Raw genomic sequence first — 25,642 nt, 5'->3', positions numbered from 1 at the left:
CAACACAATGGCACTGGCAATATTCGATCTGGACGAAACCCTGATCCATGGCGACTGCGCGTCGTTGTGGAGCGAGCAGATGGCCCGGCTGGGCTGGGTCGACGGCAAGGAGTTTGTGCGTCGCGACCATGAACTGATGGAGGCCTACGGCAAAGGCCACCTGCAGATGGAAGACTACATGGCGTTCAGCCTGGAGCCGATTGCCGGGCGTACCCTGGAAGAGGTCGAGCATCTGGTAGAGCCGTGGGTCGAGGACGTGATCGAGCCGATCATCTACGGCGACGCCTGCCGCTGCATTGCCGAGCACCGCAAGCGTGGGGATCGGATTCTGATCATTTCCGCTTCGGGGACGCACCTGGTGGGGCCGATTGCGGCGCGGCTGGGGGTGGATGAATACCTGGCGATCGAGCTGGAGGCTGTGAACGGGGTGTATACCGGCAAGACCCATGGGGTGCTGACCTACCGCGAAGGCAAGATCACCCGGTTGCTGGAGTGGCTGGATCAGGAGCAGGAGAACCTGGAGGGGGCGAGTTTCTATTCCGATTCGAGGAATGACCTGCCGTTGCTGCTGAAGGTGGATCACCCGTATGCGGTGAACCCGGATGGGGTGTTGCGTGAGCATGCCGAGACCAACAAATGGCCGATCCTGAGTTGGTCCTGAGCTTCTTGCATTGCCTGTACCGGCCCTTTCGCGGGTGAACCCGCTCCCACAGGGGATACCACAACCCTGGAACCTGTGGTGATCCCTGTGGGAGCGGGTTTACCCGCGAAGAGGCCTGACCTGCTTACACCAGGCTCGGGTCGATGACCATCACCAGCTTGCCCGACACCTGGTTGGTCTCAAGCTCGGCATACGCCGCCTGGGCAAACTCGACCGGGTAGGTATCGACCAGCTGCGGCGACAAGCGCTTTTCGGCAAATAGCGGCCACACCTGCTGCTGCAGCTCGCGCAGCAATTCGGCCTTGAAGCTGTCATCGCGGTTGCGCAGGGTGGAACCGGTAATCTCCAGGCGCTTGCCCAGCACCTGAGCAAGGTCCAGCTCGAACTTGCGCCCGCCCATCAGGCCAATGATCACCCAACGGCCGTCACGGGCCAGAACCTTCAGGTTGAGTTCACCGTAGCTGGCGCCGACCGGGTCGAGAATCACGTCGAACGGGCCGAAACCTTCCAGCGCATCCAGGTTTTCGTTACGCACCACGCCACCTGCGGCGCCCAGCGCCTCGCAGTAGGCCAGCCGGTCCGGCGAACCGACGCTGACCCACACCGGGCTGCCGAACGCCTTGCACAGCTGGATGGCAGCCGAACCAACGCCACTGGCACCGGCATGCACCAGCACCTTCTCACCGGCTTTCAGCGCACCCAGCTGGAAGATGTTCAGCCAGGCAGTGGCATAGACCTCCGGCAACGCCGCGGCCTCATTCAGGCTCAGGCCCTCGGGCACCGGCAGCACGTGGCGGGCATCCACCACCACTTGCTCGGCCATGGCGCCGCTGGCCAGCAGCGCACACACCCGGTCGCCGACCCGCCAGTCGGCACCGGCGCCCACTTCCTCGACCACCCCGGCGCACTCCAGCCCCATGTAAGGGCTGGCCCCCGGCGGTGGCGGGTACAAACCTTTCATCTGCAGCAGATCGGCGCGGTTCAGCCCCGCGGCGGCCACGCGAATGCGCACTTGGCCGGCGTCACAGGCCGGGCGTTCGGCCTCGACCCACTCCACATGTCCGTCAACGCCTTGCAATGCCTTCACAGTGCCTCCATAGTTGAATCATATGACCGAGCCTGGGACCGCTATGTCCCAGGCTTTTTGCAGTATGCGCCCGGCTCTGATGGAGCCGGCGAACGGAATAGACGGCCTACTATGCGTGATCAAATGCCCCCACGTCGAATCAGCATGAAGCATTTCCTTCCAAGCACCGCCCTGGCCCTGATGATCGGCCTGGGTAGCCTCACGCTCGGCGGCAATGCGGCGGCCGCCAACAAGTGGGACACCCTGCAGCCGGACCGCGACGAGATCGTCGCCAGCCTCAACGTGGTGGAATTGCTCAAGCGCCATCACTACAGCAAGCCGCCGCTGGATGACGCCCGTTCGGTCATCATCTATGACAGCTACATCAAGCTGCTGGACCCGGCGCGCAGTTACTTCACCGCGGCCGATATTGCCGAATTCGACAAATGGAAAACGCAGTTCGACGATTTCCTCAAAAGCGGCAACCTCGACCCGGGCTTCACCATCTACAAGCGCTACCTGGATCGCGTCAAACAACGCCTGGACTTTGCCCTGGCCGAGCTGAACAAAGGTGCGGACAAGATGGACTTCTCTACCAAGGAGACCTTGCTGATCGACCGCAAGGATGCGCCGTGGCTGAAGAACCAGGCTGAACTCGACGACCTGTGGCGCAAGCGCGTCAAGGACGAGGTGCTGCGCCAGAAAATCGCCGGCAAGGAACCCAAGCAGATCCAGGAAACCCTGACCAAGCGCTACAAGAACCAGCTGGCGCGCCTCGACCAGACCCGTGCCGAGGATATCTTCCAGGCCTACATCAACACCTTCGCCCAGTCCTACGACCCGCACACCAACTACCTGTCGCCGGACAACGCGGAAAACTTCGATATCAACATGAGCCTGTCGCTCGAAGGTATCGGCGCAGTGCTGCAGAGCGACAACGACCAGGTCAAGATCGTGCGCCTGGTACCGGCAGGCCCGGCCGCCAAGACCAAACAGGTAGCGCCGGCCGACAAGATCATCGGCGTGGCCCAGGGCAACAAGGAAATGGTCGACGTGGTCGGCTGGCGCCTGGACGAAGTGGTCAAGCTGATCCGTGGCCCGAAAGGCTCGGTGGTGCGCCTGGAGGTGATCCCGGCCAGCAATGCGCCAAGCGACCAGACCAGCAAGATCGTGGCCATCACCCGCGAAGCGGTGAAGCTTGAAGAGCAGGCGGCGAAGAAGTCGGTGCTCAAGCTCAAGCAGGACGGGCGTGACTACAAGCTGGGCATCATCGAGATCCCGGCCTTCTACCTGGACTTCAAGGCTTACCGCGCCGGCGACCCGGAGTACAAGAGCACCACCCGTGACGTGAAGAAGCTGCTCACCGAACTGCAGAAAGAGAAAGTCGACGGCGTGGTCATCGACCTGCGCAACAACGGCGGCGGCTCGCTGCAGGAAGCCACCGAGCTGACCAGCCTGTTCATCGAAAAAGGCCCGACCGTGCTGGTGCGCAATAGCGATGGCCGCGTCGACGTGCTGGAAGACGAAAACCCCGGTGCCTTCTACAAAGGCCCGCTGGCACTGCTGGTCAACCGCCTGTCGGCCTCGGCCTCGGAGATCTTCGCCGGTGCCATGCAGGACTACCACCGCGCCCTGATCATCGGCGGCCAGACCTTCGGCAAAGGCACCGTGCAGACCATCCAGCCGCTCAACCATGGCGAGCTGAAGCTGACCCTGGCCAAGTTCTACCGGGTGTCCGGGCAGAGTACCCAGCACCAGGGCGTGCTGCCCGACATCGACTACCCGTCGATCATCGACACCAAGGAAATTGGCGAGAGCGCCCTGCCCGAGGCCATGCCGTGGGACACCATCCGCCCGGTGGTCAAGCCGGCGGCCGACCCATTCAAGCCGTTCCTGGCCCAGCTCAAGGCGCAGCATGAAGCGCGCAGCGACAAGGATGCCGAGTTCACTTACATCCGCGACCGCCTGGCCCTGACCCAGAAGCTGATGAACGAAAAAACCGTCAGCCTCAACGAGCAGGACCGCCGTGCACGCCACGACGATATCGAGGCCAAGCAGCTGGCGCTGGAAAACATCCGCCGCAAGGCGAAGGGTGAAGAGCCGCTCAAAGAGCTGAAGAAAGAGGACGAGGACGCGCTGCCGGCCGAGGATGACAACACCAAGCCGGAAGACGATGCCTACCTGTCCGAAACCGGCCGCATCCTGATCGACTACCTCAGCGCCAGCACCAAGGTGGCCAAGAAGTAAGGCACCAGTGACAGTGATGGCAGATTAATGTGACCTGTCATCATACAGTCATCGCGCTGTCGTGAAATATAAGGGCCGGGCATGCAGATGCCCGGCCCTTTCATTTTCAGGAATACGCCATGACCGTTGCCGAACAGCTCAGTGCCTTGAGCGCCATTCTGGCTCAAAGCCGCATTCACAGCCTGTTTCAACCGATCATGTGCCTGAGCGAGCAACGGGTATTCGGCCATGAGGCGCTGAGCCGTGGGCCGTCGAACAGCCCGCTGCACGCACCGCTCAACCTGTTTACCGTGGCCCGCCAGGCCGGCCGCCTGACCGAGCTGGAGGCCGCTTGCCGGGAAAGTGCCTGCCGCCGCTTCAGCGAGCAACAGTTGCAGGGCAAGCTGTTTCTCAACGTCTCGCCAGAATCGCTGCTGGAACCGCACTACCCCTCCGGCCTTACCCTGAAACTGCTCGAACAGGTCGGGCTGCCGCCAAGCCGGGTGGTGATCGAGCTGACCGAGCACACCCCCACCGACGACTTCCAGCTGCTGTCCAATGCCCTGCACCACTACCGCGACATGGGCTTTTCGATTGCCATCGACGATCTGGGCGCAGGATATTCGAGCCTGCGCCTGTGGTCGGAGCTGCGCCCTGAATACGTGAAGATCGACCGCCATTTCATCGACGGCATCCACCGTGATCCGCTCAAGCGCGAGTTCGTGGGTTCGATATTACAGATTGCCCGAGCGTCCAAGGCGCAGGTTATTGCCGAAGGTATCGAGCTGGCAGAGGAGCTGGCGGTGCTGGTGGAGATGGGCGTGGACCTGGTGCAGGGTTACCTGCTGGGGCGACCGCAGGAGCTGGGCGTGCGTGAGGCCAGGCCGTTGCCGGTATCGATCAGCGTGCCGTTGGCCGAACAGCCGACGGTGCGGCTCAATGCCACGATCGGGCAGCTGCTGGAGTTGTTCGGTCGGCATCAGCACCTGGATGCATTGCAGGTGGTCGATGCCGATGGCAGGCCTTGTGGGTTGATTCACAGGGATGCGTTCCCTGTCATGGCCCTATCACCGGCAAGCCAGCCCCCACACAGGTACAGCGCAAAGGCTCAAGGCCTGTGGTGAACCTGTGGGAGCTGGCTTGCCGGCGATAGGGCCGGTACAGGTAAAGACTCAGGCTGTTTCGGGATAGCAGTACTCGAACACCCGCACCACCTCGGAGGCATGCCATGACGCCGCTTCCATGCCATCCACCGGCCCGGAAAAACGCCCAAGCCGCTCCACGCACTCAAAAAAGCCGGTACGCGGCAAACGGCTGGCACCCTGGCTGATCACCAGCGAGCTGCGCAGTGGCTGCTCGGCGCGGGCATCGAGCAGCGCCAGGTATTCCAACGCCGCGGTCAGCGTCTGCATGGCCGGGCTGGGCAGTTGCAAGCGCTCGATCAGCGCTCGGTACGTCAGCAGGTGACGTTGACGACGGGCCAGGTCAAGCTCGCCCAGCAGGTTATCCCAGTGCTGACGGCTGATCCTGACCTGGCTCATGATGGCTCGCTCCAGCCCGCCACACCCAGGTGCCACGCCAGTGCGCGGCGGATGGCGGCATCGGGCTGACGCTCACCCGACTCGATCATGGCCAGGTACGCCGGGCTGACCCCGACATTGCGCGCCAGTTGCTCAGGGGCAATGCCCTTGGCCTGACGAATCTGCCCTACTTCACTGAACCCCGGCAACGGCGCTTCGGCAACGCTGCTGGCCGTTTCACCGACAACCGCCTCGGCGGGTGCCTGCCCGGCGGCCTTCAGCAGGGCCTGATACTGCTCCCAGGGAACCACGGCGTACTCGGGCTGACCGTCCCGGCTGATGACCTGAATACCCATTACAAACCCCTTAAAAATGGATTACCGCATGTAATCCGTAGGCATAACCCTTATGCCAATTATATTACCAACTCCGGGGTCTGTGCAGTTGCGGTAGTTATGGCCGGTTTCACGGCGTATTACGCTCCAGCCGCAGCGCTTCCGGGGTAGCCGGCAAGCGCTCGACCACCCGCAGCCGCTCGGGTGCCTGGCTGTCGCGCCAGGCCTTGAAGCGCGCCAGTTCGTCGGCCACGGTCTTCAACACCCAGCCCAGCACGGCGATGTCGTCGAGGAAGCCCACGCCCAGTATCCAGTCGGGGATGGCATCGATAGGGCTGACGAAATACAGCAGTCCGGCGACGATGGTGACCAGCGCCTTGGGGCTGATGGCGCGGTATTCGCCACGCCACCAGGCCAGGCACAGCGACTGCAGCAGCTTCACATCTTCGCGTAGCTGGCCCAGGCGTGGGCCTTTACGCGCCACGGCAAACAGCAAGGCCGGCAACCGGCCGCGGCTAAGCAGGCGCTCTGCCAACGGCAGGAAACGGGCGAAATTCCAGGGACCGCTCATGGAGCCTCCAAGAGGAAAGGTTATCCACATTTATTGTGGATAACCTTGTGAACAGGGCGAATTTTCTGACCTCAGGTGCCTGTCAGGCAAGGGTCCCGGTCAGATCGGGCGTTTTTTACACAACCGTTTCACACCGTGGTGTGTACGCCGCAAACGGTTGGCGTTACAAGCATCCTGCATCTTCAAGCTGCACTTTCTCGGACAGTATCAGCAGTCGGGGGTTCGACCAACCCGCCAGGCAAAAACACAAACGCCCCGTGAGAACGGGGCGTTTGCTGAAACCAGCCAGTGTTACTTGGCAGGTGCTTCGGCCGGGGCTTGCGCCTCCGGCTCGGCGCCTTGCAGCTGGGCCGGATCCTTGATGGCGATCAGTTCCAGGTCGAAGACCAGCACCGAGTTGGCCGGGATCAGCGGGCTTGGGCTTTGCGCGCCGTAGGCCAGTTCAGCCGGGATGAACAGCTTGTACTTCTCGCCGACGTGCATCAGTTGCAGGCCTTCGACCCAACCCGGGATCACGCCGCTGACCGGCAGGTCGATCGGGCTGCCGCGCTCGACGGAGCTGTCGAACACCTTGCCATCGGTGAGCTTGCCTTCGTAGTGGACGGTGACCACGTCGGTCGGCTTGGGCTGCGGGCCGTCGGCCTTCTTGACCACTTCGTACTGCAGGCCCGAGGCGGTGGTGACCACGCCAGGCTTCTTGGCGTTTTCCTCAAGGAACTTCTTGCCGGCCGAGGCAGCTTCTTCGCTGGCCTTGGCCAGGCGCTCCTCAGCGCGTTTCTGCAGCGAGGTGAAGGCCTCTACCAGCTCTTCATCCTTGATGCGTTGCTCTTTCTTGCTGACGGCGTCTTCGATGCCGAGCGCGACTGCTTTCGAATCAAGGTCTTCCATGCCTTCCTGAGCCAGGCTCTTGCCCATGTTCAGGCCGATTCCGTAGGAGGCTTTCTGTGCCGGAGTCTTCAGCTCGGGGCTGCTGGCCTGTTGATCACAGCCAGCCAGTACCAGGCCAACCAGGGCAACCGCAGCCGCCAAACGATGCTGTTTCATGTGATTTCCTTGTTCATGCGCCATAAGGGCAATCAGGGTAGAAGCCGCGAGCTTATCAGGCGTCCCCAACCCATGGCTACCGGCATAAGAGCAGGAAAAGCCTGATTAGTTCCACCTCTGCCAGCCCTGCCCCACAGCCCTAATTAACGCAAAAGATAGTTCGTTACGCTTTGTATCGACCAAGATATACCATAACGCTATCATCTGCCGCTTTCAGGATACTGGCCCGGGCGCGGCCAGGCTATCTAGAACGGGCTTCAGGGATGCACAATGAGATGGGATGGCGCAGTAACCTTCGGTGATTACTGGCTGGGCTACACCGGCCAGACTGACCAGACCGCTGCCCATGCCCACGTTGCCATCCAGCTGTGCATCGGCTTGAGTCTGGACATCACGGTGGAGTTCGGCGAAGAGGTGGTCACTGCCCCAGGGGTATTGATCGGCCCCTCGGTCAACCACCGTTCGCTGCCCAACCCTGGCCGGGTCGCCTTCCTCTATTTCTATCCCGACGCACCACTGGGGCGTGCGCTGAAAGCCTTGCTCGACGAGAGCGGCAAGGCTGCGGTGAGCGCCGACATCGTCGATTGCGTGCGTCAGGCCGCCAACTTCCATGATGTGGTCGCCGCTCTGGAACTCAAGCTGGTCCCCCCGGAAAGCTTCGACCCACGCCTGTCCAACGCCCTGCACCTGCTGCGCGAAGACTGGGCCGGTATCGGCGCGGTGTCGCGCGCGGCCAGCGCGGTGGGCCTGTCCAGCCCGCGCCTGCGCTTCTTCGCCACCCGCCAGATGGGCGTGCCACTGTCGCAGTGGATCATCTGGCGCAAACTCGAACGTGCCTGCCACGCCCTCGCCCACGACGCCAGCCTCAGCGATGCCGCCATGGCCGGCGGCTTTGCTGACCAGGCTCACCTCACCCGCATGATGCGGCGCATGGTCGGCATGTCGCCGAGCCGCGTTGCAGCCGTGCTGCGCAATACAAGCGATTCATTCAAGAATCAGCAGTTCTAAATCGCCATCATCCCCTCCAGCCCGCGCCACCCGGGGTCTCCACCTCCAGGCGCAGGGCCGCTTGCCGGCCGCCGCCCGTGAAATACAGGCGCACAGGTCGGCTTTTTTAATCGTTCCGATCCTTGGCCCCCTTGCGGCTGCCAGGCAGACGGGCGCCATGGCACATGCCACTTCACCCACCTAGTAAGCAAGGAGTGCTAGCCCATGTCAGGACCCTCGCGGCTGACTGTTTTTCTCACCGGCGGTGCCGGCGTGCTGGGCGATACGTTGATCGACCAGTTGGCCGAGCGTTATCACCTGGTGTGCCTGACCCGCCGTAGCAGCATCAGCCACCCCGGGGTCGAGACCCTGCGCGGTGATATATGCCAACCGCGCCTGGGCCTGTCCAGCGCGGACTACCTGGCGCTGACCAAGCGCGTCGACTGGGTCATCCACTGCGCAGCCATCACCCGCCTGGACGGCCACGCCGAAGCCGTGTTCTCGGTCAACTACCAAGGCACCGAGCAGGTGCTGGAGTTTGTCCGCGACGCCGACGTGCCGCTGTACCACGTCAGCACCGCCTTCACCCACCCCTGTGACTACCACCCCGGGGTAATGCCCTCGACGCCATACGAAGTGGTCAAGCGCCAGGCCGAAAGCCTGGTGCGTGAGGCCGGCGTACCGGTTTCGATCTTCCGCCCGTCGATCATCATCGGCGACAGCCACAGCGGCCACATGCCGACCCTGCAGGGCTTTCACCTGACCATGGGGCTGATGATGTCAGGCTACCTGCCGATCATCCCCTGCCCGGAAGACGGACGCGTGGATGTGATCGCCCGTGATGTCGCGGCAGCCGGCATTGCCAGCGCCCTGGACCAGCGCCTGATCGGTGACGACTACTTCCTTACCAACGGCCCGCAGGCACTGGACATTCGCACCCTGCTCGACCTGATGTGCGCGCAAATGCAAGACCAGGGCAAGCCCTTCCAGCGCCCGCGCTGCATGAACCCGGATATCTACGAACGCCTGGTGCGTCCGGTGTTCCTGCCGGCCCTTGAAGAGAATATCCGCGCCGCCCTCGGCCGGGCGACCCAGCTGTGCCGCTACGCCAGCCTGCTGCAGCCGCTGCCCAGCTCGCTGGAGCAACTGCTGCCTGCCCGCCACCTGGCCTGCCGCTCGCCACGCCAGGAACTGGCCCTGACCCTGGCGCGGCTGTCGCCCAAGCTCTCGGCCATGCAACGCATGCTGAAGATTCCGGCAGCGGCCGAGCGCCGCGCCGAACCGGCCCTGGAGGCCTGACCGATGAACAGTTTCATCCCCCTGCCCCAAGGGCTTGATGCCGAACGTGTGCGCGCGCAGTACCGCGACCACGTCAACGCCGGCTATGCGCGCCTGGCGTCGATGATGAACCTGCCCATCGAGGTGAGTGGCGAAGGTGTCTACCTGTTCGACATGGACGGCAACCGCTACCTGGATGCCGGCGGCTACGGCGTGTTCCTGCTCGGGCATTCACACCCGCAGGTGGTCGAGCGGGTGAGCCGGCAGCTGCACAGCCACCCGATGGCCAGCAAGCTCATGCTCAACCCGTTCCAGGCCCAGGCTGCTGCGGCCCTGGCAGCGGTATGCCCACCCCCGCTGCAATACGTGTTCTTCTGCAACTCCGGCACCGAAGCCACCGAGGCGGCGTTGAAGCTGGCCTGGCTCAACGGCTGCCAGCGGGTGATCTCGACCCACGGTGGCTACCACGGCAAGACGCTAGGCGCGCTGGCTGTGACCGGCAGGGCGCTGTATCGCTCACCGTTCAGCGAGCGCCTGGGTGACAGCCACTTCATACCATTCGGTGATGCCGAGGCGCTGCGCCTGCAACTGCAGGCACAGCCTGAGCGAGCCTGCGTGATCCTCGAACCGGTACAGGCCGAAGCCGGGGTGATCGTACCCCCGGCCGGCTACCTGCAGCAGGTGCGCGCGCTGTGCGACCAATACGGTGCAGTACTGATTGCCGATGAAATCCAGTCTGGCATGGGCCGGACCGGGCGCTGGTGGGCTTGCGAGCATGAGGGCGTGGTGCCCGACATTCTGCTGGTCGGCAAAAGCCTTTCCGGCGGTTGCGTGCCGGTCAGCGCCATGGTCTGCACCGCCGACATGCAGGCGCCGCTGAACCGCAACCCGCTGATGCACACCTCCACCTTCGGCGCCAACCCACTGGCCATGGCCGCGGTCATGGCCACCCTCGAAGTGATGCAACGCGAGCAACTGGTGGCGCGTGCCGAGGCCCTGGGGCAACGCCTGCAACTGGGCCTGCAGACGCTACTGCGCCAGCACCCCTGCGGCAGCCAGGTGCAGCTGCGCTGCGCCGGCCTGTTGCTGGGCCTGGAGTTCGCCGATGCGGGGCTGGCGGCAAACATGGTCATGCACCTGATCGACCAACGCATCGTGGTCAACCATTCGCTCAACGATCACCGGGTAATCCGCCTGACCCCGCCAGCCCTGTACAGCGACAGCGACGTTGAGTGGCTGCTGGGCGGCTTTGCCCGGGCCATTGCCCGCACCTTCGAATAGGACACCGTAATGAAAGAAGTCAGCCTGAACGCCCATGTTCCCAGCCAGAGCGCCGAACAGGTCTACGCCGCCATCAGCAACTTCAGCGTGTACCCGCAGTTGTGCGAATCGGTGCGCAACATCGAGATCGAGTCGATCCACGAGCACGAGGTGCTGAGCAACTGGGAGGTGAACTTCCACAGCGGCATCCTCAAATGGCAGGAGCGCGATGTCTTCGACCCCGCCAACCTGCATATCCATTTTCGCCAGACCGCGGGCGACATCGACCACTTTTCCGGCTCGTGGCAAGTTAGCGAAACCGCCGAAGGCGCCAGCATCGCCTTCCGCTCCTGCTTCGACCTGGGCTTGCCGATGCTTGCCGACATGCTCGACCCGGTTGCCCGGCAAGCGATCCGCGACAACATCAGCGCCATCATCCATGGCCTGTTCCCGAACAGCCAGATCAAGGATTGATGCCATGCCCTTGTCACTCCTGCAAAACGCCAGGCACACCCTGCAACGCTTTGCCCCAGGCTTTGCCAACCTGCTGAGCGAATTGCCGTTCGAACAGCGCGAGGCTGCAGGCAGCCCGGTGGTGGACTGGTTCAAGCATACCGGCCCGGTTGCCCTGCTGGTGCCCAAGGCCAGCGGGGGCCTGGGTGCCAGCGCCCGCGAAGCGCTGCACGTGCAGCTGGCCCTCGGTGCCCTGTCGCCTTCGCTGGCCGTGGCCAGCACCATGCATCAGTTTTCCGTGGCCAGTCTGGTCGCCGTGGTGGCCCAGGGCGCAGGCGCCGAAGGCCTGCTGTTGTCGGCCATCGCCCGGCAGCGCCTGCTGCTGGCTTCGGGCTTTGCTGAAGGCGTGCCCGGTGGCGGCATTCTCGATGCCGGCATGGAAGCCGTGCAACTGGCAGACGGCGTGCGCCTGAGTGGCAGCAAGCAACCGTGCAGCCTGAGCACCTCGATGGACCTGCTCACGGCCAGCTTCAGCCGCGCCGGCGAGCATGGCGAAGAACTGATGATCGCGATGATCCCGGCGACCGCACCGGGCATCAGCCACCACCCGTTCTGGGGCAACAGCGCCTTGGCCGGGGCACAGAGCCTGGAGCTGCGACTGGAGGATGTGTACGTCAGCGACAAGATGATTTTTTCCGCCGGCCTCAAGTCGCAGCTGGGCGATGTGCAGACCATCGGCTTCGTCTGGTTCGAGCTGCTGATCAGCGCCAGCTACCTGGGCGCCTGCATGGGCCTGGTGGAGCGCGCGGTCGACGAGCGCCGCTGGAGCGACCAGCAGCGTGTGCAGCTGGCCTGCCAACTGCAACTGTGCCTGAGCGCCCTGGAAGGCCTGGCGCAGGAAGTGGAGCAGCTGCAAGGCGACGCCGATGACCTGCTGGCGCGCCTGCTGCTGACCCGCTACGGCATCGAGCAACAACTGGCCAGCGCCTCCGACCTGGCCCACCAGATGCTCGGCGGCCTGGCCTTCATCCGCTCGAACCTGGGCTGCGACTGGCTGGCCAGCACCCGCGGCCTGCAGTTCCACCCACCCGGGCGTTTCAGCATGACCGCCAACCTTGACCGCTACCTGCAAGGCGCCACCTTCAGCATTGCCAATGGAGTCACCCTGTGAAACTGCTCAACAAGATCGTCGTCATCACCGGCGCAGCACGCGGCCTGGGCCTGGAAACCGCACGCAAGCTCAAGCGCCAGGGCGCTACCGTGATCGGCATCGACCAGCTCGAACCGCACACCGCGCTGAATTTCGACGCCTACTACCTGCTCGACCTGTGCGACCGCGAACGCCTGGACGAAGCGGCCACCTCGATTCTGGAGCGCTTCGGCGACATCGATATCCTGGTCAACAATGCCGGGGTGCTGACCCTGGAGCGTGGCGAGACGGGGGTGAACGATGACGTGCGCCGCGCCCTCGAAGTGAACCTGCTGGCCCCTTGGCAGCTGACCTCGCGCTTGCTGCCGGCGCTGCTGCGCAAGCACGGCAAGGTGGTCAACGTATCGTCGCTGTTTGCCCTGGTGAACGCGCCCTATGTGGCCGCCTACGCCACCAGCAAGCGGGCCATGAGCGCTTATTCGGACGTACTGCGCATGCAGTACCCAGGCCAGCTCGACGTGGTCACGGTGTTCCCCGGTTTCATCGACACGGCCATCCACGACCCGGCCGAGCGGGTCGGCCTGTCGGTCAAGCGCCTGGTCAGCTTCAAACGTGGCGAGCGGGTGCTGCTGTCGCTGGAGGAAAAGCTTGATGACGCCAGCAATGGCCTGGTCCGCGCCTGCACCCAGGCGGGCCTGCGCAACCGCGGCCTGACCTTCCTCGGCAGCGTGGCCATGTACACCGCCCGTTGGATGCCGAGCCTGGTCGACGCCTTCATCAGCCTGCGCCTGCGCAGCCTGAGCAAGGCGGGCCAGCTGTCGCTCAAGCCCGAACTGATCGACTGAGGCCGGGCCGATGACGCAACTGGCACTGGACAAGCCCACGCTACGCCCGGCGCGCAGCCTGCTGACGCCGTCCGCCCTGGAAACCACCCTGGTGGTCGGCTATGCGTTGCTGCTGTTCGCCGTACCGCTGGCGCTACTGGTGGCGATTGTCGACCAGGCTCCGCAGGCATGGCCGCTGGCTTTGCCGCTGCTGCTGCCGGCGGGCTACGGTCTGTTCCTGATGGGCATCCTGGGCCACGAGGGTTTCCACTTCAACCTCAGCGACAACCGCCTGTTCAGCTGCCTGCTGGCAGTGCTGCTGAGCTCGATGCTGACCGGCTTCTGCGTCACCGGCTACTTCGTCGACCATTGGCAGCACCATCGCCACAACGGCGGCCCCAAGGACCCGGACTGGCGCCTGCTGCGGCGTTATCGTCTGGCCGTCACCCGGCTGCTGGTGTCGCGCCTGCATGCCACCGGGTGGTACCTGGTGCAGACCGTGCGCCTGGCCCTGCCTGGTGCCAAGGTCAGCGGCACGCTGCCTTTGCCGGACACCCAGGTGCGCCTGCTGGCCAGGGCCAACCTCGCCTGCCAGCTGTTGTGGCCGGCACTGTGGCTGGCGCTGGCAGCGCAGTGGCCGGTGCTGCTGCCCGCCGTGGCCGGGTGCCTGCTGCTGGCGCTGCTGGTGTCCGCCCTCAACGCCTACCAGGAGCATGCCTTCGAGGCCAGCGTTGCACTGCCGGTGGCCCGCTCGCGCACAGCGTGGCTCAGCACCCTGCTGCACCTGGGCTCGAACTATCACCTGGAGCACCACCTGTACCCGCGGGTGCCGTGCTGGCGCCTGCCACGCCTGCATCGCCAACTGCTCGCCAGCGGTTGGTACGACGGCCGCCAGGCGCTGCTCGAACCGCGTTTCTTCGGCGCCCTGCGCTACTGCAAGGCACGTTTCCCCTATGCCGGCGCCTGGCAAGCAATGCCACCGCCTGGCCGCAGCGGGCAATGACCCGCGCCCGCTGCACACCCCTCACACTCATGGAGCCGAGTATGTCTTTTGACGTAGATGCATTGATTGAAAACGAACGCCGCACCCTGCTGGCACACCCGCTGTTCGCCCGTATCAGCTCGCTGGACGACGTACGCCTGCTGATGGAGAACCACGTCTTTGCGGTGTGGGACTTCATGACCCTGCTCAAGCGCATCCAGCGCGACCTGACCTGCGTGACGCTACCGTGGTTGCCGCCACGGCACATCATTGCCGCGCGGCTGATCAACGAGATCGTCACCGGCGAGGAGACCGACGAGCACCCTGCCGGCGGCTTCATCAGCCACCTGGACCTGTACCTGGCCGCCATGGACGAGATCGGCGCCGACACCGGGCCGTTCCGCCAGTTCCAGGCCCTGCTGCAGGCCGGCGTGCCGCTGGCCCAGGCGTTGACCACCGTCGATATTCCGCTGCCGGCCAAGGTGTTCGTCAGCAAGACCCTCGATGTTGCCCTGCATGGCTCGACCGAGCAGGTGTTGGCGTACTTCTTCTTCGGCCGCGAAGACATCATCCCCGACATGTTCGGCGGCCTGCTGCAGCGCTGGGCCATCGATGAAGCCAGCGTGCCGATGCTCACCTACTACCTCAAGCGCCATATCGAGATGGACGGAGACGATCACGGCCCGGCGGCCAAGCGCATCATCGCCGAGATCGTCAGCGAGCCCGCGCAGCAAATGGCCCTGGCCAAAAGCGCTGGCGACGCGCTGGTGGCCCGCACCGTGCTGTGGGACGGCGTGCTCGAGCTGCTGCACCAACGCGCCACCGCTATCGCGCAGGGCAACTGCGTGGCCGCCGCCAGCTGAGTACTGCCCCTTGCCTGCGCCCACCGCGAGCAAGGGGTAATGGCCTACAACGACAAGGACGAGAGCGTGTGACATGGTGAAAGGCAAATACGCCAAGCTGGCGGTATCGGCGCTGGTCATCGCAGGCCTGGCAGCATTGGGCGTGCAACGCTGGCAATACGCACGGCAGTACGTCAGCACCGACAACGCCGAAGTGGAAGGCGTGATCATTCCCATCCGGGCCAGGCTCAGCGGCGTGGTGGTGCAGGTGCCGGTGCACGAGAACACGCGGGTGAAGCAAGGCGACCTGCTGTTCCAGGTGCGTGAGGACGAATACCAGCAACGGGTCGAACAGGCCCGGGCCAACTACCTGGGTGCGCTGGTGACCACCGGGCAAGGCGGCATGCCTGGCCTGATGGACAGCCAGGTCCGCAGTGCGGCGGCACGCAGCCAGGCGGCGCAAGCCACCATCGGGCAACTGGTGGCCAATGTCGAGCAGGCCCGCAGCGACTACCAGCGCACGCAACGCCTGGCCGGGCAAGGGGTGGTCAGCACCCAGGACCTGGAAGCCGCACGGGCGCGCTTCAACGCCCTGAACCACCAGTTGCAGGCAGCCCGCGACAACTCCACCGCCGCCCGCGAAGGCACCCTGGCCAACGAGGCGGCACTGAAAGTGGAGGAGTACCGGATCAAGGCCGCCGAATCGGCACTGGCGCTGGCCCGCATCGAGCTGCAGGACACCCGGCAGGCTTCGCCGCGCGGCGGGGTGATCGTGCACAAGGATGTGCAGCCAGGGCAGTTCGTGGTCGCCGGGCAAAAGCTGCTGAGCCTGGTCAGCACCGAGCACATGTGGGTGGTGGCCAACTTCAAGGAAACCCAGATCGGCCGTGTCCGCGTCGGCCAACCGGCGCGCATCAGCGTCGACGCCTTTCCGGGGCAGCACTTCGAAGGTGTGGTGCACAGCCTGGTGCCGGCCACCGGGGCGCGCTTCTCGCTACTGCCGCAGGAAAACGCCACCGGCAACTTCACCAAGGTGGTGCAGCGCATGCAGGCGCGAATCGAGTTCCGCGAGCTGCCCACGTCCATGCAGCAGGCGCTGGGCCAGGGCATGAGTGTGTTCGTCGAGGTTGATACCCGCGACAGCGGGCAGCCCCTATGAAGTCGCCCTGGCTGGTGGCGGTGACCGTCACCTTGATCTCGATGATGGAATTGCTCGACGTGACCATCGTCAACGTCGCCATTCCCAGCCTGATGGGTAGCCTGGGGGCTTCGGTGGACGAGATCTCCTGGGTCTCGACCGGCTATATCGTCGCCAACGTGGTGATCCTGCCAGCCAGCGGCTGGCTGTCGGCGTGGTTTGGCCGGCGCCGCTATTACCTGGTGTCGTCGGCGCTGTTCGTGCTGGCGTCGCTCGGTTGCGCCATGTCCCAGGAGCTGTGGCAGATGGTGTTGTGGCGGGTGGTGCAGGGTTTGGCCGGCGGCGGCCTGCTGGGCATCTCGCAGGCGATCATCTATGACGTGTTCCCCAAGGAAAAGGTCAGCTCGGGCCTGGCCTTGTACGGGGTCGGGGTAATGATGGGGCCCACCCTCGGCCCTTCGGTGGGCGGCTACCTGATCGACGAGTTCTCCTGGCACTGGATTTTCCTCATCAACCTGCCCATCGGCGCGCTGGCGCTGCTGCTGGCCTGGCTGTGCGTGAACGACTCGCCCAACGAACGGCGCCCGCAAAGCATCGACTACCTGGGTTTCGTACTGCTCGCGGTGGGTGTCGGCAGCTTGCAGATCCTGCTGGAACGGGGCGAGCACTGGGACTGGCTGGAGTCGGACCTGAGCCTGTTGTGCCTGGCCCTGGCACTGCTTGGCCTACTGGGCTTCTGCTACTGGGAACGACGGGTCGCCAACCCCATCGTCAACCTGGCGCTGTTCAACAACCGCGAATTCCTGCTGGGTTCGGTCTGTGCCTTCTGCGTCGGCTTCGGCCTGTACAGCACGCTGTTCATGGTACCGCTGCTGTTGCAGACGCTGCTCGAACAAAGCGCCTATCAGAGCGGCCTGGTGATCTTCCCCGGGGCCTTGGCCAGCGCTGTCAGCACCCTGGTGATCGGCAAGCTGTCGCAGGAAAACCGCATTGATGAGCGTTACTTCATTTGCGTAGGCATCCTGGTCTACGGCTATGCCATGTACCTGCACACCCAGTTCACCCTGCAAAGCAACCCCGACACGTTGTACTGGCCGCTGATCATCCGTGGTTTCGGCCTGGGCATGATCTTCGTGCCACTGACCAACCTGGCCATGCGCCAACTGCCGGCACAGCTGATCTCGGTGGGCTCCGGCGTGCTCAACCTGATGCGCCAGCTGGGTGGCAGCGTCGGTATCGCCATCGCCGCCACCCTGCTCACGCGCTTCTCCTGGGCGCGTTACCGCCAGCTCGCCGAGCATGTCGACGAAAACCGCCTGCTCGCCAGTGGCTGGGACCTGGCCAGCCTTGACCCGCGGCGGCTGTCCACCGACCTGCTCGGCGCCGACCAGGCCAACGCCCTGCTGGCCTTCGTCCAGGCCCGGGAGCAGGCGCAGATGCTCGGTTTCAGCACGCTCTTCGGCCTGCTTGGCGCGGTGATGCTGATCGGCGTGCCCATGGTGCTGCTGATGCGCAACCCCCGCCAACCCAAGCCCTCACTTGCAAAGGAGTCCGTGACGTGTTCGGACAATGCACACCCCTCCGCCTAGCCGTGCTGGTGCTGTCGCTGATCTGCGCCAGCCCTGTTCAGGCCCGCGACCTGTACCAGACCTACCAGCAGGCGCTGGGGCATGACATGGCCTATGCCGCCGCCCAGCAACGCCAGCTGGCGGCTGCGCAAAAGGCCCCGCAAGGGCTGGCCAGCCTGCTGCCGCACCTTTCACTGGAAAGCGGCGCAGCCTGGGTCGACCGCGAACACAGTGGGGCCGCCCGACGCAACCGGGACAACTCCAATGCCTACGCGCTGGTATTGATCCAGCCGCTGCTGCGCTGGCAGAACGTGATTGGCCATGAACAGGGCAAGGCCCTGGCCACAGCCGGCGAGATCGACTTGCTCGCCGCCCGCCAGGACCTGATGCTGCGCGTGGCCGACAGCTACTTCGAACTGCTGCTGGCCGAAGACCAGTTGGCGACCAGCCGCCAACAGGTACACACCCTCGGCCAGCAACTGGACAAGGCGCAGCGTTTTCGTCGCGAGGGCTCGGGCACCGAGAACGAGGTGCAGCGCATCCAGGCCCGCTACGACCTGGCGCAGGCCGAACAGATAGCTGCCGGCAATGCCCTGCGCCTGAATCAACAGGCGTTGGCCCGGCTGACCGGCAGCACGCCGGGCGAGCTGGCCAGGCTGGATGAGCAGGTGGCGTTCAGTGGCCCGCAACCGGCCCGCCTGGATGCCTGGACCGAACAGGCGCGCCAGCACAACCTGAAGGTGCAGGCCGCCGAAGTACGCCAGCTTATCGCCGAACAGGAAGTGCACAAGCAACAGGCCGGCCACTTGCCAACCCTCGACCTGGTGGCCGCACATGGCCGCTTTGCCTCGGTGGGTGGCAGCCTCTACGACGTCACCGTACCCGAGGAGAAATACACCCAGACCGTGGTCGGCGTGCAACTCAGCGTGCCGCTGTATGCCGGTGGCGGCACCCAAAGCCGCACCCGCGAGGCGCGTGCCCTGCAGGGCGCCGCCGAGGACGAACTGGAAGATGCCCGGCGCGAGGCCGACTTCATGGCCCGCCAGGCCTACCTGAACCTGACCGGCGGCATCAGCCAGTACCAGGCGCTGAAACAGGCCTTGCGTTCCAGCCAGAGTGACCTGCGCATTACCACCCATGCCTTCGAGGCCGGTGCGCGGATCAGCAGCGATGTGCTGGATGCCGAACAGCAGGTCACCCGCACCCAGCTGCAACTGGCGCGTCAGCGCTACGCAATCCTGCAGGCACAGCTACGGCTGATGGCGGCCAGCGGCAGCCTCGGCGACGACAACCTCAAGGCCCTCAGCGCCCTGCTCACGGCGCGGGTTCAAGGGTAGGCACCTTCACGGTACTGCCCCGCCACCTCGCGCAGCACCTCGCACATCCACTGCCCCGGCAGGCTCTGCGGCAAGGCGGCATTGCGGCAGATGCCCACCGAGCCGCCGGGCTCGCGCACACCCAGGTCGAGCTCGATCAGGTCGCCACGGCGCAGGTCGAGCAGCACCGCATCGCGCGGTGCAACCCACAGCGCATCGCTGCCCAGCAGGTAGCGCCGGCTCAGGGCCAGTGACAGGGTTTCCAGGCGCTGCGCCGGCATCTGGATGGCGCACTGCACGAACAGGCTGTCGGCGTGCTGGCGGATGGTGGTGCCCGCAGGCGGCAGCACCAGCGGGTAGCGGCCTACCTGGGTGCGCTCTACCGGCGAGCTGGCCAAGAGCGGGTGGCCGGGCCGCACCACCAGGCTCATCGATTCGCTGTACAAGTGCTCGAACGACAGGCCCTGGATTTGCGGGCTGTCGGTCATGCGCCCGACCACCAGTTCCAGCTCGCCCAGGCGCAGCTGGCCGAGCAGTTGTGCGCTGACCCCGGTGACCACGCTGATCACCAGCGCTTCATGGCGCTGGTGCAGGCGGCACAGCACCTCGGGCATCAGCAGGCCTTCGACGGTGGAGAGCACGCCAATGCGCACCTGCGACGGCGCCCGCGCTTCACCCCGCAGGCTGCTGACACCGTCGCGCAGGGCCTGCACGCTGGGGCCGGCATAACGCATGAAACGCGTACCGGCGGGGGTCAGTTCCACACCTTGGCGGCTGCGTGAAAACAGTCGCGTTTCCAGCAGCGCTTCGAGCTCCTTGAGGGTTTTCGAGATGGCCGGCTGGCTGATTGCCAGGCTGTCGGCCGCCCTGGCCAGGCTGCCCTGCCGGGCAATCTCCAGGAAGCACAGCAGGTGGCGGTACTTGATGCGGGTGTCGAGGTTCATGCTGGCAAGCTTACCGCATCGCCACCTGCGGCGTATCCGGGTCGCGCTGCTGGCGGCGGAACTGCCCGGGTGGCAGGCCGTGGATCTGGCGGAAACGTCGGGAAAAGTAGGCTTCGTCGGCAAAGCCACACAGCCGTGCCACCTCGCCCACCGGGCGGCTGCCGTTGAGCAGGTAGTTGCGTGCGGCGTGCATGCGCCGCTCCAGCACCAGCTCGCTGAAGGTCTTGCCGATTTCCTTGCGCAACCAGTGGGTCAGGTAGGTGGGCGACAGGTAGGTGGCGGCGGCGACCTTCTGCAGGTTCAGGTCGGGGTCGTCGATATGCCGGCGCAGGTATTCGCTCATGCGGCCCAGCGCAGCGCGGCGGCTGAGCTGCGCGGCATTGCTGTCGGCCAGTTCACGCAGCGGCTCGGCATACAGGCCACAGACCTGGCCGATCAGTTGCAGCAACAGGCCCTTGAGGATTTCGCGGGTGCCGAAGCGGCGGTTGGCATCCAGTGCACGCATGCGGTCGAGAACTTGCCGCAGCTCGGCAAAGTCGGCCTCGCCCAGGCAAAAGTCGAGATGCTCCTGAAAGCGGAACGGTGACAGCTCCGGCGCCTGCAGGATCGACACCTCTTCCAGATCCATCGGGTCACAGGCCAGGTGCGGCAGCAGGAACGTCTGGGAGAAGTTGATCACCACAAAGTCACTGTCGAGCGGGTGCGGAATCACATGCACCCGGTGCGGCAGGATGAAGGCCAGGGTGTTGCGCTTGAAGGGGCGCTGCACGCTGCCGATGTGTTGCACCGTGTCACCGCCGAAGTTGACCTGGATCTGGAAGTACTCGTGGCGATGCGGCGAGGTTTCGGCGGGGCGCCCGCGCTGGTCGCGGATGTAGAAGTCCATCAGCTCGCTGCGCTGCTGCATGACGTAGGTCGGGACCTCGCGCTTTGGGGGCATTGGGCTGGCTCCAGGTTCTAGGTAAAAAGTTGCCTGTGCGGGCCTCTTCGCGGGTAAACCCGCTCCCACAGGTACAGCGCAGCTCCCAAATCATGTGCTGACTCTGTGGGAGCGGGTTCACCCGCGAAGAGGCCCGACGAGGCAAGGCAAGTTGTACGATGTCCAAGCTTTTCAAATTAAACCTGTCTGCAAAAAACCGCGCAACCTTGAACCCCCACAGCCCTCTAAAAATGCGACACCCAGCAGAAAAACCAATCAAAACCCCGCCTTCCGATTTTTTTGGACAGTTCAGCCCTCCCCCGCCTTTAGTGAAAAAAACGGTCTAAAACCAACGTTGCATTCAACAAGTCGTACGACCACCTTAGTAAAGAGACTGCAGCCCAACCTCTATCAACAACAACAAACGAGGTCGACTCATGTCGAGCACGCCTACCCCCCGCGCCGCGTCGTCGTACGCGCTGGACGCGGCCCCTGCCCAGCGCCTGCCCACCCGCCGCCGCTGGTTCATGCTGTCGCTGCTGCTGGTGGCGACCATCATCAACTACGTCGACCGGGTGAACATTTCCATCGCCGCCCCGTTCATGGCCAAGGACCTGGGCCTGGACAAGGTCGAGATGGGCCTGATCTTCTCCGCCTTCGCCTGGACCTACGCCCTGGCCCTGGTGCCGGCAGGCTTCATCGCCGACCGCTTCGGCTCGCGCCTGACCTACGGCGTGTCGCTGATCAGCTGGTCGGCGGTGACCGTGGCCCAGGGCCTGGCCAGCGGCTTTGCCTCGCTGTTCGGCCTGCGCCTGGCGGTCGGCGCCATGGAAGCCCCGGCCTTCCCGGCCAACAGCCGCGCCGTCACCGTGTGGTTCCCCGCCCGCGAGCGCGGCATGGCCAGCAGCATCTACGTGTGCGGCCAGTACCTGGGCACTGCGCTGTTCACCGGCGCCCTGCTATGGCTCGCGACGACCTACGACTGGCGGCATGTGTTCTACAGCACCGGCCTGGTCGGCATCGTGTTTGGCGTGGTGTGGCTGTTCCTGTACCGCGACCCGCTGAACTGCAAGAAGGTCAGCAAGGAAGAGCTGGCCTACATCGAGAACGGCGGCGGCCTGATCAAGAGCAGCCAGGAACGCACCCGTTTCGACTGGCGCCAGGTGGCCGAGCTGTTCCGCTACCGCCAGGTGTGGGCGATCTGCCTGGGCAAGTTCGCCAGCACCTCGGCGCTGTACTTCTTCCTCACCTGGTTCCCCACCTACCTGATCGAAGAGCGCCAGCTGACGTTGATCAAGGTCGGCATCTTCGCGGTCATGCCATTCATCGGGGCCACGGTCGGCATCCTGCTGGCGGGCATCGTCTCCGACCTTCTGATCCGCAAGGGCTACTCGCTGTCGTTCGCCCGCAAGCTGCCGCTGGTGGTGGGCTCGATGCTGGGCATGTCGATCGTGCTGGTGAACTTCACCGACTCGAACGTGCTGTGCATCGCCGTCCTCACCCTGGCGTTCTTCGCCCAAGGTATCGCTTCGTCGTCATGGGCGGCGGTGTCGGAAGTGGCCCCCAAGGAGCTTATCGGCCTGACCGGCGGGGTTACCAGCCTGGCCGCGAACATTGGCGGCATCGTCACGCCGATCGTGATTGGCGCGATCGTGCATGCCAGCGGTTCGTTCGCCATGGCGTTCTGGTTCATTGGCGGGGTGGCGTTGATGGGGACGCTTTCGTATTCGCTGCTGCTTGGGAAGCTGTATCGCATTGAGCTGAAGACGGCTGACTGAGCCTGAGGTGTTGTGGCTGTACTGGCTTCTTCGCGGCTAAAGCCGCTCCTGCAGGGGTAGCGTCAACCCCGAGGGCACACCGTCCCCCTGCAGGAGCACCTTAGCCGCGAAGAGGCCAGCACAGGTTACTTGGATAGTCCAACCCAACCCCGCTTTCGTCCAACTTTGCCGGCCAGCCTGTGACATACGCTGGCCACTCCAGAACGGAGGATCCACCCATGACTTACCTGTTCAACCCGCCGGCCATCGTCAGCCTGCCGATCCGCGGCAGCGATGCGCGCTTTCCGGTCGGCCGGGTGTTCTGCCTGGGCCGCAACTACCCATGGCCGGAAACCTACGGCCCGGCGCCACAGGAGCCGGTGTTCTTCATGAAACCGGCAAGCAATGTGGTCGAGGCAGCGGGAGAGCTGCCCTTCCCGCCGCAGACCGACGAGTTCTGCCACGAAATCGAGCTGGTCGCGGCCATCGCCAAGGGCGGTGCCGACATTGCCCCGGAACATGCCCTGGAACACGTGTTCGGCTTTGCCGCCGGCCTGGACATGACCCGTCGCGATCACCAGCGCAAGGCCAAGGCCGAGGGCCTGCCGTGGGAAGCGGCCAAAGTGTTCGAGGCATCGGCACCCATGACCGCCATCGTCCCCGCCAGCGAATGCGCCTGGCCGCTGAATGCGGCGCTGTGGCTGCAGGTCAATGGCCAGGAGCGCCAGCGCGCGCACCTCAGTCAGCAGACCTGGGCGTTGGCCGAAGTCATCAGCCGGCTGTCCCGCCAGCTGCCGCTACGCCCGGGCGACCTGATCATGACCGGCAGCCCGCCCGGCGTGGCGCCGCTGAACCCGGGCGACACGATCCATGCCGGCATCGACGGTATCGGCGAACTGCACCTGCGCGTCGGCCCCCGCCCTGTCGGGCAAGCCGCCAACGCTGCCTGATTCCCCTGGAGTGACGAAATGAAGCAGAACAAGAAAATCGCTTTGGTCACCGGCGCCGGCAGCGGCATCGGCCGCGCGGTCGCCCTCGCCTTGCTGGAAGACGGCTTCAGCCTGGTCCTCGCCGGGCGCCGCCGCGAACCGCTGCAAGCAGTCGTCGAACACGCGCAGGCAGCGGGCGGTGAAGCCATGGCTGTACCCACTGACGTGCGCGATGAACAGAGCGTCGCGCAGCTGTTCGCCACCATCGAGGAGGTACATGGCCGCCTGGACGTGATCTTCAACAATGCCGGCATCAACGCCCCCGCCGTACCGGTCGACGAGCTACCGCTGGAAAACTGGCGCAACGTCATCGCCACCAACGTCGACGGGGTGTTCCTCTGTGCCCGTGCGGCCTTCGGCCTGATGCGCCGCCAGCAGCCGCAAGGCGGGCGGATCATCAACAACGGCTCGATCTCGGCGCATACCCCGCGCCCGTTCACCGCGCCCTACACCGCCAGCAAGCATGCGGTGCTGGGCCTGACCAAGGCACTGGCGCTGGATGGCCGGCCTTACAACATCGTCTGTAGCCAGGTGGACATCGGCAACGCCCTGACCGAGCTGTCCGAACGCATGACCCGTGGTGTGCGCCAGGCCAATGGCGAGATCGCCGCCGAGCCGATGCTCGACGTGCGCCATGTGGCCGACGCGGTGCGCTACATCGCCGCGCTGCCGCTGGACGCCAACGTACTGAACATGACCGTGATGGCCAGCAACATGCCATTCGTTGGCCGTGGCTGAACCTTGTTTTCGATGAGCCCTGTTCCTGATGGAGTGACCGATGAAACCAGAAGTCCTGCAACTTAGCCCGATCCTCATCCCGCAGATCCGTGAGCGCCTTGAACAGTTGTTCACCGTACACCGCTACTACGAACAGGCCGACAAGGAGGCCTATGTCAGCCAGCATGCCGACAATATTCGCGGCGTGATCACCGGCGGCCACACTGGTATCAGCCAGGCGCTGATGGCGCGCCTGCCCAATCTGGAAGTGATTGCGGTCAACGGTGTCGGCACCGACGCGATCGACCTGGCCTACGCCCGCGACCGCGGCATCCAGGTGACAGCGACCATCGGAGCCCTAACCGAAGACGTCGCCGATCTCGCCATCGGCATGCTGATCGGTTTGTGCCGGGGTATCTGCACCGGTGACCGTTTCGTGCGCGCCGGCCATTGGGCCACCAGTCCCACGCCGCTGGCGCCGTTGCCGCTGGCCCGTCAAGTGTCGGGCATGCGCGTGGGCATCGTCGGCATGGGCCGGGTCGGCCGCGCGGTGGCGCAGCGGGCGGCCGCGTTCGGTTGCCCGATTCGCTACACCGACCTGCAGGCGCTGGATGTGCCTTACGGCTTCGAGGCCGACCTGCTGCAGCTGGCCAAGGACAGCGATGCGCTGATCCTTGCAGCGGCGGCCGACAAGGGTGAGGCGCTGATCAATCGCGACGTGCTGCGGGCCTTGGGCAGCGAGGGTTACCTGATCAACATCGCGCGCGGCAAGCTGGTGGATGAGCCCGCCTTGACCGCTGCGTTGCAGGCCGGCGAGATCGCGGGGGCGGGGCTGGATGTGTTTGCCGATGAACCGCGAGCGCCCGAGGCGTTGTTCGAGCGTGAGGATGTGGTGCTGCAGCCGCATCGCGCCAGTGCCACGGTGCAGACCCGCACGCGCATGGGCGAGATGGTGGTGGCCAGCCTGGTGGATGTGTTTGCCGGGCATAAACCTCAAGGGCTGGTGATCTAGGCCACCTGTCCCGGCCTCTTCGCGGGTAAACCTGCTCCTGCAACGGGACGCGATCTGTCAGGAGCGGGTTTACCCGCGAAAGG

General features: G+C 64.8%; 25 protein-coding genes. 18 read left to right on the top strand and 7 right to left on the bottom strand.

Going from position 1 to position 25,642, the window contains the following annotated elements:
- Positions 1-7: 7 nt before the first annotated feature.
- Positions 8-661: an HAD family hydrolase gene (locus AC5O5I_RS06085; protein ID WP_172224891.1), complete on the top strand. Its 654-nt coding sequence runs from the start codon at positions 8-10 to the stop codon at positions 659-661.
- Positions 662-785: 124 nt separating this feature from the next.
- Here AC5O5I_RS06085 and AC5O5I_RS06080 read toward each other — a convergent pair whose 3' ends face one another.
- Positions 786-1,748 carry an NAD(P)H-quinone oxidoreductase gene (locus AC5O5I_RS06080; RefSeq protein WP_494512221.1) on the bottom strand — a complete coding sequence of 321 codons (963 nt, stop codon included), beginning with the start codon at positions 1,746-1,748 and terminating at the stop codon, positions 786-788.
- A gap of 144 nt (positions 1,749-1,892) precedes the next feature.
- On the opposite strand from AC5O5I_RS06080, the gene AC5O5I_RS06075 reads away from it, so the two are divergent.
- Positions 1,893-3,974 carry a carboxy terminal-processing peptidase gene (locus AC5O5I_RS06075; protein WP_172286184.1) on the top strand — a complete coding sequence of 694 codons (2,082 nt, stop codon included), beginning with the start codon at positions 1,893-1,895 and terminating at the stop codon, positions 3,972-3,974.
- Positions 3,975-4,093: 119 nt separating this feature from the next.
- On the top strand, positions 4,094-5,077 hold the full coding sequence (locus AC5O5I_RS06070; protein WP_494512220.1) for an EAL domain-containing protein: 984 nt from the start codon (positions 4,094-4,096) through the stop codon (positions 5,075-5,077).
- Positions 5,078-5,125: 48 nt separating this feature from the next.
- Here the strand turns inward: AC5O5I_RS06070 and AC5O5I_RS06065 are convergent, their stop codons facing one another.
- The 4 genes from AC5O5I_RS06065 to bamJ form a co-directional block, all read right to left on the bottom strand.
- Entirely contained in the window at positions 5,126-5,494 is a 369-nt protein-coding gene (locus AC5O5I_RS06065; protein ID WP_172231955.1) for a hypothetical protein, read from the bottom strand.
- Entirely contained in the window at positions 5,491-5,829 is a 339-nt protein-coding gene (locus tag AC5O5I_RS06060; protein WP_494512219.1) for a helix-turn-helix domain-containing protein, read from the bottom strand. Before AC5O5I_RS06060 ends, AC5O5I_RS06065 begins: the two co-directional genes overlap by 4 nt.
- 109 nt (positions 5,830-5,938) lie before the next feature.
- Positions 5,939-6,379, bottom strand: coding sequence for a YkvA family protein (locus AC5O5I_RS06055; RefSeq protein ID WP_172228342.1), 441 nt, complete (start codon positions 6,377-6,379; stop codon positions 5,939-5,941).
- Between the two features lie 291 nt (positions 6,380-6,670).
- Positions 6,671-7,423 (bottom strand): BamJ family beta-barrel-assembly machinery protein, encoded by a 753-nt coding sequence (bamJ, locus tag AC5O5I_RS06050; protein WP_494512218.1) that lies wholly within the window; start codon positions 7,421-7,423, stop codon positions 6,671-6,673.
- A gap of 270 nt (positions 7,424-7,693) precedes the next feature.
- Here bamJ and AC5O5I_RS06045 point away from each other — a divergent pair, with 270 nt between their 5' ends.
- The 11 genes from AC5O5I_RS06045 to AC5O5I_RS05995 all read left to right on the top strand — a co-directional run bounded on the left by AC5O5I_RS06045 (position 7,694) and on the right by AC5O5I_RS05995 (position 19,242).
- Entirely contained in the window at positions 7,694-8,431 is a 738-nt protein-coding gene (locus AC5O5I_RS06045) for an AraC family transcriptional regulator (RefSeq protein WP_172231593.1), read from the top strand.
- Positions 8,432-8,635: 204 nt separating this feature from the next.
- Positions 8,636-9,709 (top strand): SDR family oxidoreductase, encoded by a 1,074-nt coding sequence (locus AC5O5I_RS06040; RefSeq protein ID WP_172286186.1) that lies wholly within the window; start codon positions 8,636-8,638, stop codon positions 9,707-9,709.
- A 3-nt stretch (positions 9,710-9,712) separates the two neighbouring features.
- Complete coding sequence (locus tag AC5O5I_RS06035; protein WP_172286187.1) at positions 9,713-10,969, top strand: aspartate aminotransferase family protein; 1,257 nt, start codon at positions 9,713-9,715, stop codon at positions 10,967-10,969.
- A gap of 9 nt (positions 10,970-10,978) precedes the next feature.
- A complete protein-coding gene (locus AC5O5I_RS06030) occupies positions 10,979-11,422 on the top strand; it encodes a type II toxin-antitoxin system RatA family toxin (protein WP_172233569.1) in 444 nt (147 codons plus the stop codon).
- A 4-nt stretch (positions 11,423-11,426) separates the two neighbouring features.
- On the top strand, positions 11,427-12,572 hold the full coding sequence (locus tag AC5O5I_RS06025; protein WP_494512217.1) for an acyl-CoA dehydrogenase family protein: 1,146 nt from the start codon (positions 11,427-11,429) through the stop codon (positions 12,570-12,572).
- Entirely contained in the window at positions 12,569-13,396 is an 828-nt protein-coding gene (locus AC5O5I_RS06020) for an SDR family NAD(P)-dependent oxidoreductase (protein WP_172229449.1), read from the top strand. Before AC5O5I_RS06025 ends, AC5O5I_RS06020 begins: the two co-directional genes overlap by 4 nt.
- Positions 13,397-13,406: 10 nt before the next feature.
- A complete protein-coding gene (locus AC5O5I_RS06015) occupies positions 13,407-14,378 on the top strand; it encodes a fatty acid desaturase (protein WP_172229451.1) in 972 nt (323 codons plus the stop codon).
- A gap of 41 nt (positions 14,379-14,419) precedes the next feature.
- A complete protein-coding gene (locus AC5O5I_RS06010) occupies positions 14,420-15,220 on the top strand; it encodes a DUF3050 domain-containing protein (protein WP_172229453.1) in 801 nt (266 codons plus the stop codon).
- 73 nt (positions 15,221-15,293) lie between these two features.
- Entirely contained in the window at positions 15,294-16,358 is a 1,065-nt protein-coding gene (locus AC5O5I_RS06005) for an HlyD family secretion protein (protein ID WP_172229455.1), read from the top strand.
- Entirely contained in the window at positions 16,355-17,926 is a 1,572-nt protein-coding gene (locus AC5O5I_RS06000) for a DHA2 family efflux MFS transporter permease subunit (protein WP_494512216.1), read from the top strand. Before AC5O5I_RS06005 ends, AC5O5I_RS06000 begins: the two co-directional genes overlap by 4 nt.
- Entirely contained in the window at positions 17,896-19,242 is a 1,347-nt protein-coding gene (locus AC5O5I_RS05995) for a TolC family outer membrane protein (RefSeq protein ID WP_494512215.1), read from the top strand. Before AC5O5I_RS06000 ends, AC5O5I_RS05995 begins: the two co-directional genes overlap by 31 nt.
- Here AC5O5I_RS05995 and pcaQ read toward each other — a convergent pair.
- Together pcaQ and AC5O5I_RS05985 are read right to left on the bottom strand one after the other, a co-directional pair.
- The gene (gene pcaQ, locus AC5O5I_RS05990) at positions 19,233-20,165 is read right to left on the bottom strand and encodes a pca operon transcription factor PcaQ (RefSeq protein WP_172286190.1); all 933 of its coding nucleotides are present in this window, start codon (positions 20,163-20,165) and stop codon (positions 19,233-19,235) included. The genes AC5O5I_RS05995 and pcaQ overlap by 10 nt on opposite strands.
- A gap of 10 nt (positions 20,166-20,175) precedes the next feature.
- Complete coding sequence (locus AC5O5I_RS05985; RefSeq protein ID WP_172228207.1) at positions 20,176-21,105, bottom strand: helix-turn-helix transcriptional regulator; 930 nt, start codon at positions 21,103-21,105, stop codon at positions 20,176-20,178.
- Positions 21,106-21,521: 416 nt separating this feature from the next.
- On the opposite strand from AC5O5I_RS05985, the gene AC5O5I_RS05980 reads away from it, so the two are divergent.
- From AC5O5I_RS05980 to AC5O5I_RS05965, 4 genes are all read left to right on the top strand, one after another.
- A complete protein-coding gene (locus tag AC5O5I_RS05980) occupies positions 21,522-22,862 on the top strand; it encodes an MFS transporter (protein ID WP_172228209.1) in 1,341 nt (446 codons plus the stop codon).
- Positions 22,863-23,080: 218 nt separating this feature from the next.
- Positions 23,081-23,791 (top strand): fumarylacetoacetate hydrolase family protein, encoded by a 711-nt coding sequence (locus tag AC5O5I_RS05975; RefSeq protein ID WP_172285705.1) that lies wholly within the window; start codon positions 23,081-23,083, stop codon positions 23,789-23,791.
- Between the two features lie 18 nt (positions 23,792-23,809).
- Positions 23,810-24,568: an SDR family oxidoreductase gene (locus tag AC5O5I_RS05970; RefSeq protein ID WP_494512214.1), complete on the top strand. Its 759-nt coding sequence runs from the start codon at positions 23,810-23,812 to the stop codon at positions 24,566-24,568.
- Positions 24,569-24,608: 40 nt separating this feature from the next.
- Positions 24,609-25,559 carry a 2-hydroxyacid dehydrogenase gene (locus tag AC5O5I_RS05965; RefSeq protein WP_172228215.1) on the top strand — a complete coding sequence of 317 codons (951 nt, stop codon included), beginning with the start codon at positions 24,609-24,611 and terminating at the stop codon, positions 25,557-25,559.
- Positions 25,560-25,642: the final 83 nt, after the last annotated feature.

The sequence above is a fragment of the Pseudomonas sp. 9_2_1 genome (assembly GCF_059295275.1).
Note: the sequence above shows the minus strand (reverse complement) of the source record. Positions and strands in the feature narration are given on the sequence as shown.

What these genes read in the sequence shown, in the direction of transcription:
- AC5O5I_RS06075 (WP_172286184.1), top strand. Translation starts at nt 1,893, where the DNA reads ATGAAGCATTTCCTTCCAAGCACCGCCCTGGCCCTGATGATCGGCCTG.
- AC5O5I_RS06035 (WP_172286187.1), top strand. Translation starts at nt 9,713, where the DNA reads ATGAACAGTTTCATCCCCCTGCCCCAAGGGCTTGATGCCGAACGTGTG.
- AC5O5I_RS05980 (WP_172228209.1), top strand. Translation starts at nt 21,522, where the DNA reads ATGTCGAGCACGCCTACCCCCCGCGCCGCGTCGTCGTACGCGCTGGAC.
- AC5O5I_RS06000 (WP_494512216.1), top strand. Translation starts at nt 16,355, where the DNA reads ATGAAGTCGCCCTGGCTGGTGGCGGTGACCGTCACCTTGATCTCGATG.
- AC5O5I_RS06030 (WP_172233569.1), top strand. Translation starts at nt 10,979, where the DNA reads ATGAAAGAAGTCAGCCTGAACGCCCATGTTCCCAGCCAGAGCGCCGAA.
- AC5O5I_RS06060 (WP_494512219.1), bottom strand. Translation starts at nt 5,829, where the DNA reads ATGGGTATTCAGGTCATCAGCCGGGACGGTCAGCCCGAGTACGCCGTG.
- AC5O5I_RS06045 (WP_172231593.1), top strand. Translation starts at nt 7,694, where the DNA reads ATGAGATGGGATGGCGCAGTAACCTTCGGTGATTACTGGCTGGGCTAC.
- AC5O5I_RS06085 (WP_172224891.1), top strand. Translation starts at nt 8, where the DNA reads ATGGCACTGGCAATATTCGATCTGGACGAAACCCTGATCCATGGCGAC.
- AC5O5I_RS05965 (WP_172228215.1), top strand. Translation starts at nt 24,609, where the DNA reads ATGAAACCAGAAGTCCTGCAACTTAGCCCGATCCTCATCCCGCAGATC.
- bamJ (WP_494512218.1), bottom strand. Translation starts at nt 7,423, where the DNA reads ATGAAACAGCATCGTTTGGCGGCTGCGGTTGCCCTGGTTGGCCTGGTA.
- AC5O5I_RS05985 (WP_172228207.1), bottom strand. Translation starts at nt 21,105, where the DNA reads ATGCCCCCAAAGCGCGAGGTCCCGACCTACGTCATGCAGCAGCGCAGC.
- pcaQ (WP_172286190.1), bottom strand. Translation starts at nt 20,165, where the DNA reads ATGAACCTCGACACCCGCATCAAGTACCGCCACCTGCTGTGCTTCCTG.
- AC5O5I_RS06055 (WP_172228342.1), bottom strand. Translation starts at nt 6,379, where the DNA reads ATGAGCGGTCCCTGGAATTTCGCCCGTTTCCTGCCGTTGGCAGAGCGC.
- AC5O5I_RS06070 (WP_494512220.1), top strand. Translation starts at nt 4,094, where the DNA reads ATGACCGTTGCCGAACAGCTCAGTGCCTTGAGCGCCATTCTGGCTCAA.
- AC5O5I_RS05970 (WP_494512214.1), top strand. Translation starts at nt 23,810, where the DNA reads ATGAAGCAGAACAAGAAAATCGCTTTGGTCACCGGCGCCGGCAGCGGC.
- AC5O5I_RS05975 (WP_172285705.1), top strand. Translation starts at nt 23,081, where the DNA reads ATGACTTACCTGTTCAACCCGCCGGCCATCGTCAGCCTGCCGATCCGC.
- AC5O5I_RS06025 (WP_494512217.1), top strand. Translation starts at nt 11,427, where the DNA reads ATGCCCTTGTCACTCCTGCAAAACGCCAGGCACACCCTGCAACGCTTT.
- AC5O5I_RS06065 (WP_172231955.1), bottom strand. Translation starts at nt 5,494, where the DNA reads ATGAGCCAGGTCAGGATCAGCCGTCAGCACTGGGATAACCTGCTGGGC.
- AC5O5I_RS06005 (WP_172229455.1), top strand. Translation starts at nt 15,294, where the DNA reads ATGGTGAAAGGCAAATACGCCAAGCTGGCGGTATCGGCGCTGGTCATC.
- AC5O5I_RS06040 (WP_172286186.1), top strand. Translation starts at nt 8,636, where the DNA reads ATGTCAGGACCCTCGCGGCTGACTGTTTTTCTCACCGGCGGTGCCGGC.
- AC5O5I_RS06015 (WP_172229451.1), top strand. Translation starts at nt 13,407, where the DNA reads ATGACGCAACTGGCACTGGACAAGCCCACGCTACGCCCGGCGCGCAGC.
- AC5O5I_RS06010 (WP_172229453.1), top strand. Translation starts at nt 14,420, where the DNA reads ATGTCTTTTGACGTAGATGCATTGATTGAAAACGAACGCCGCACCCTG.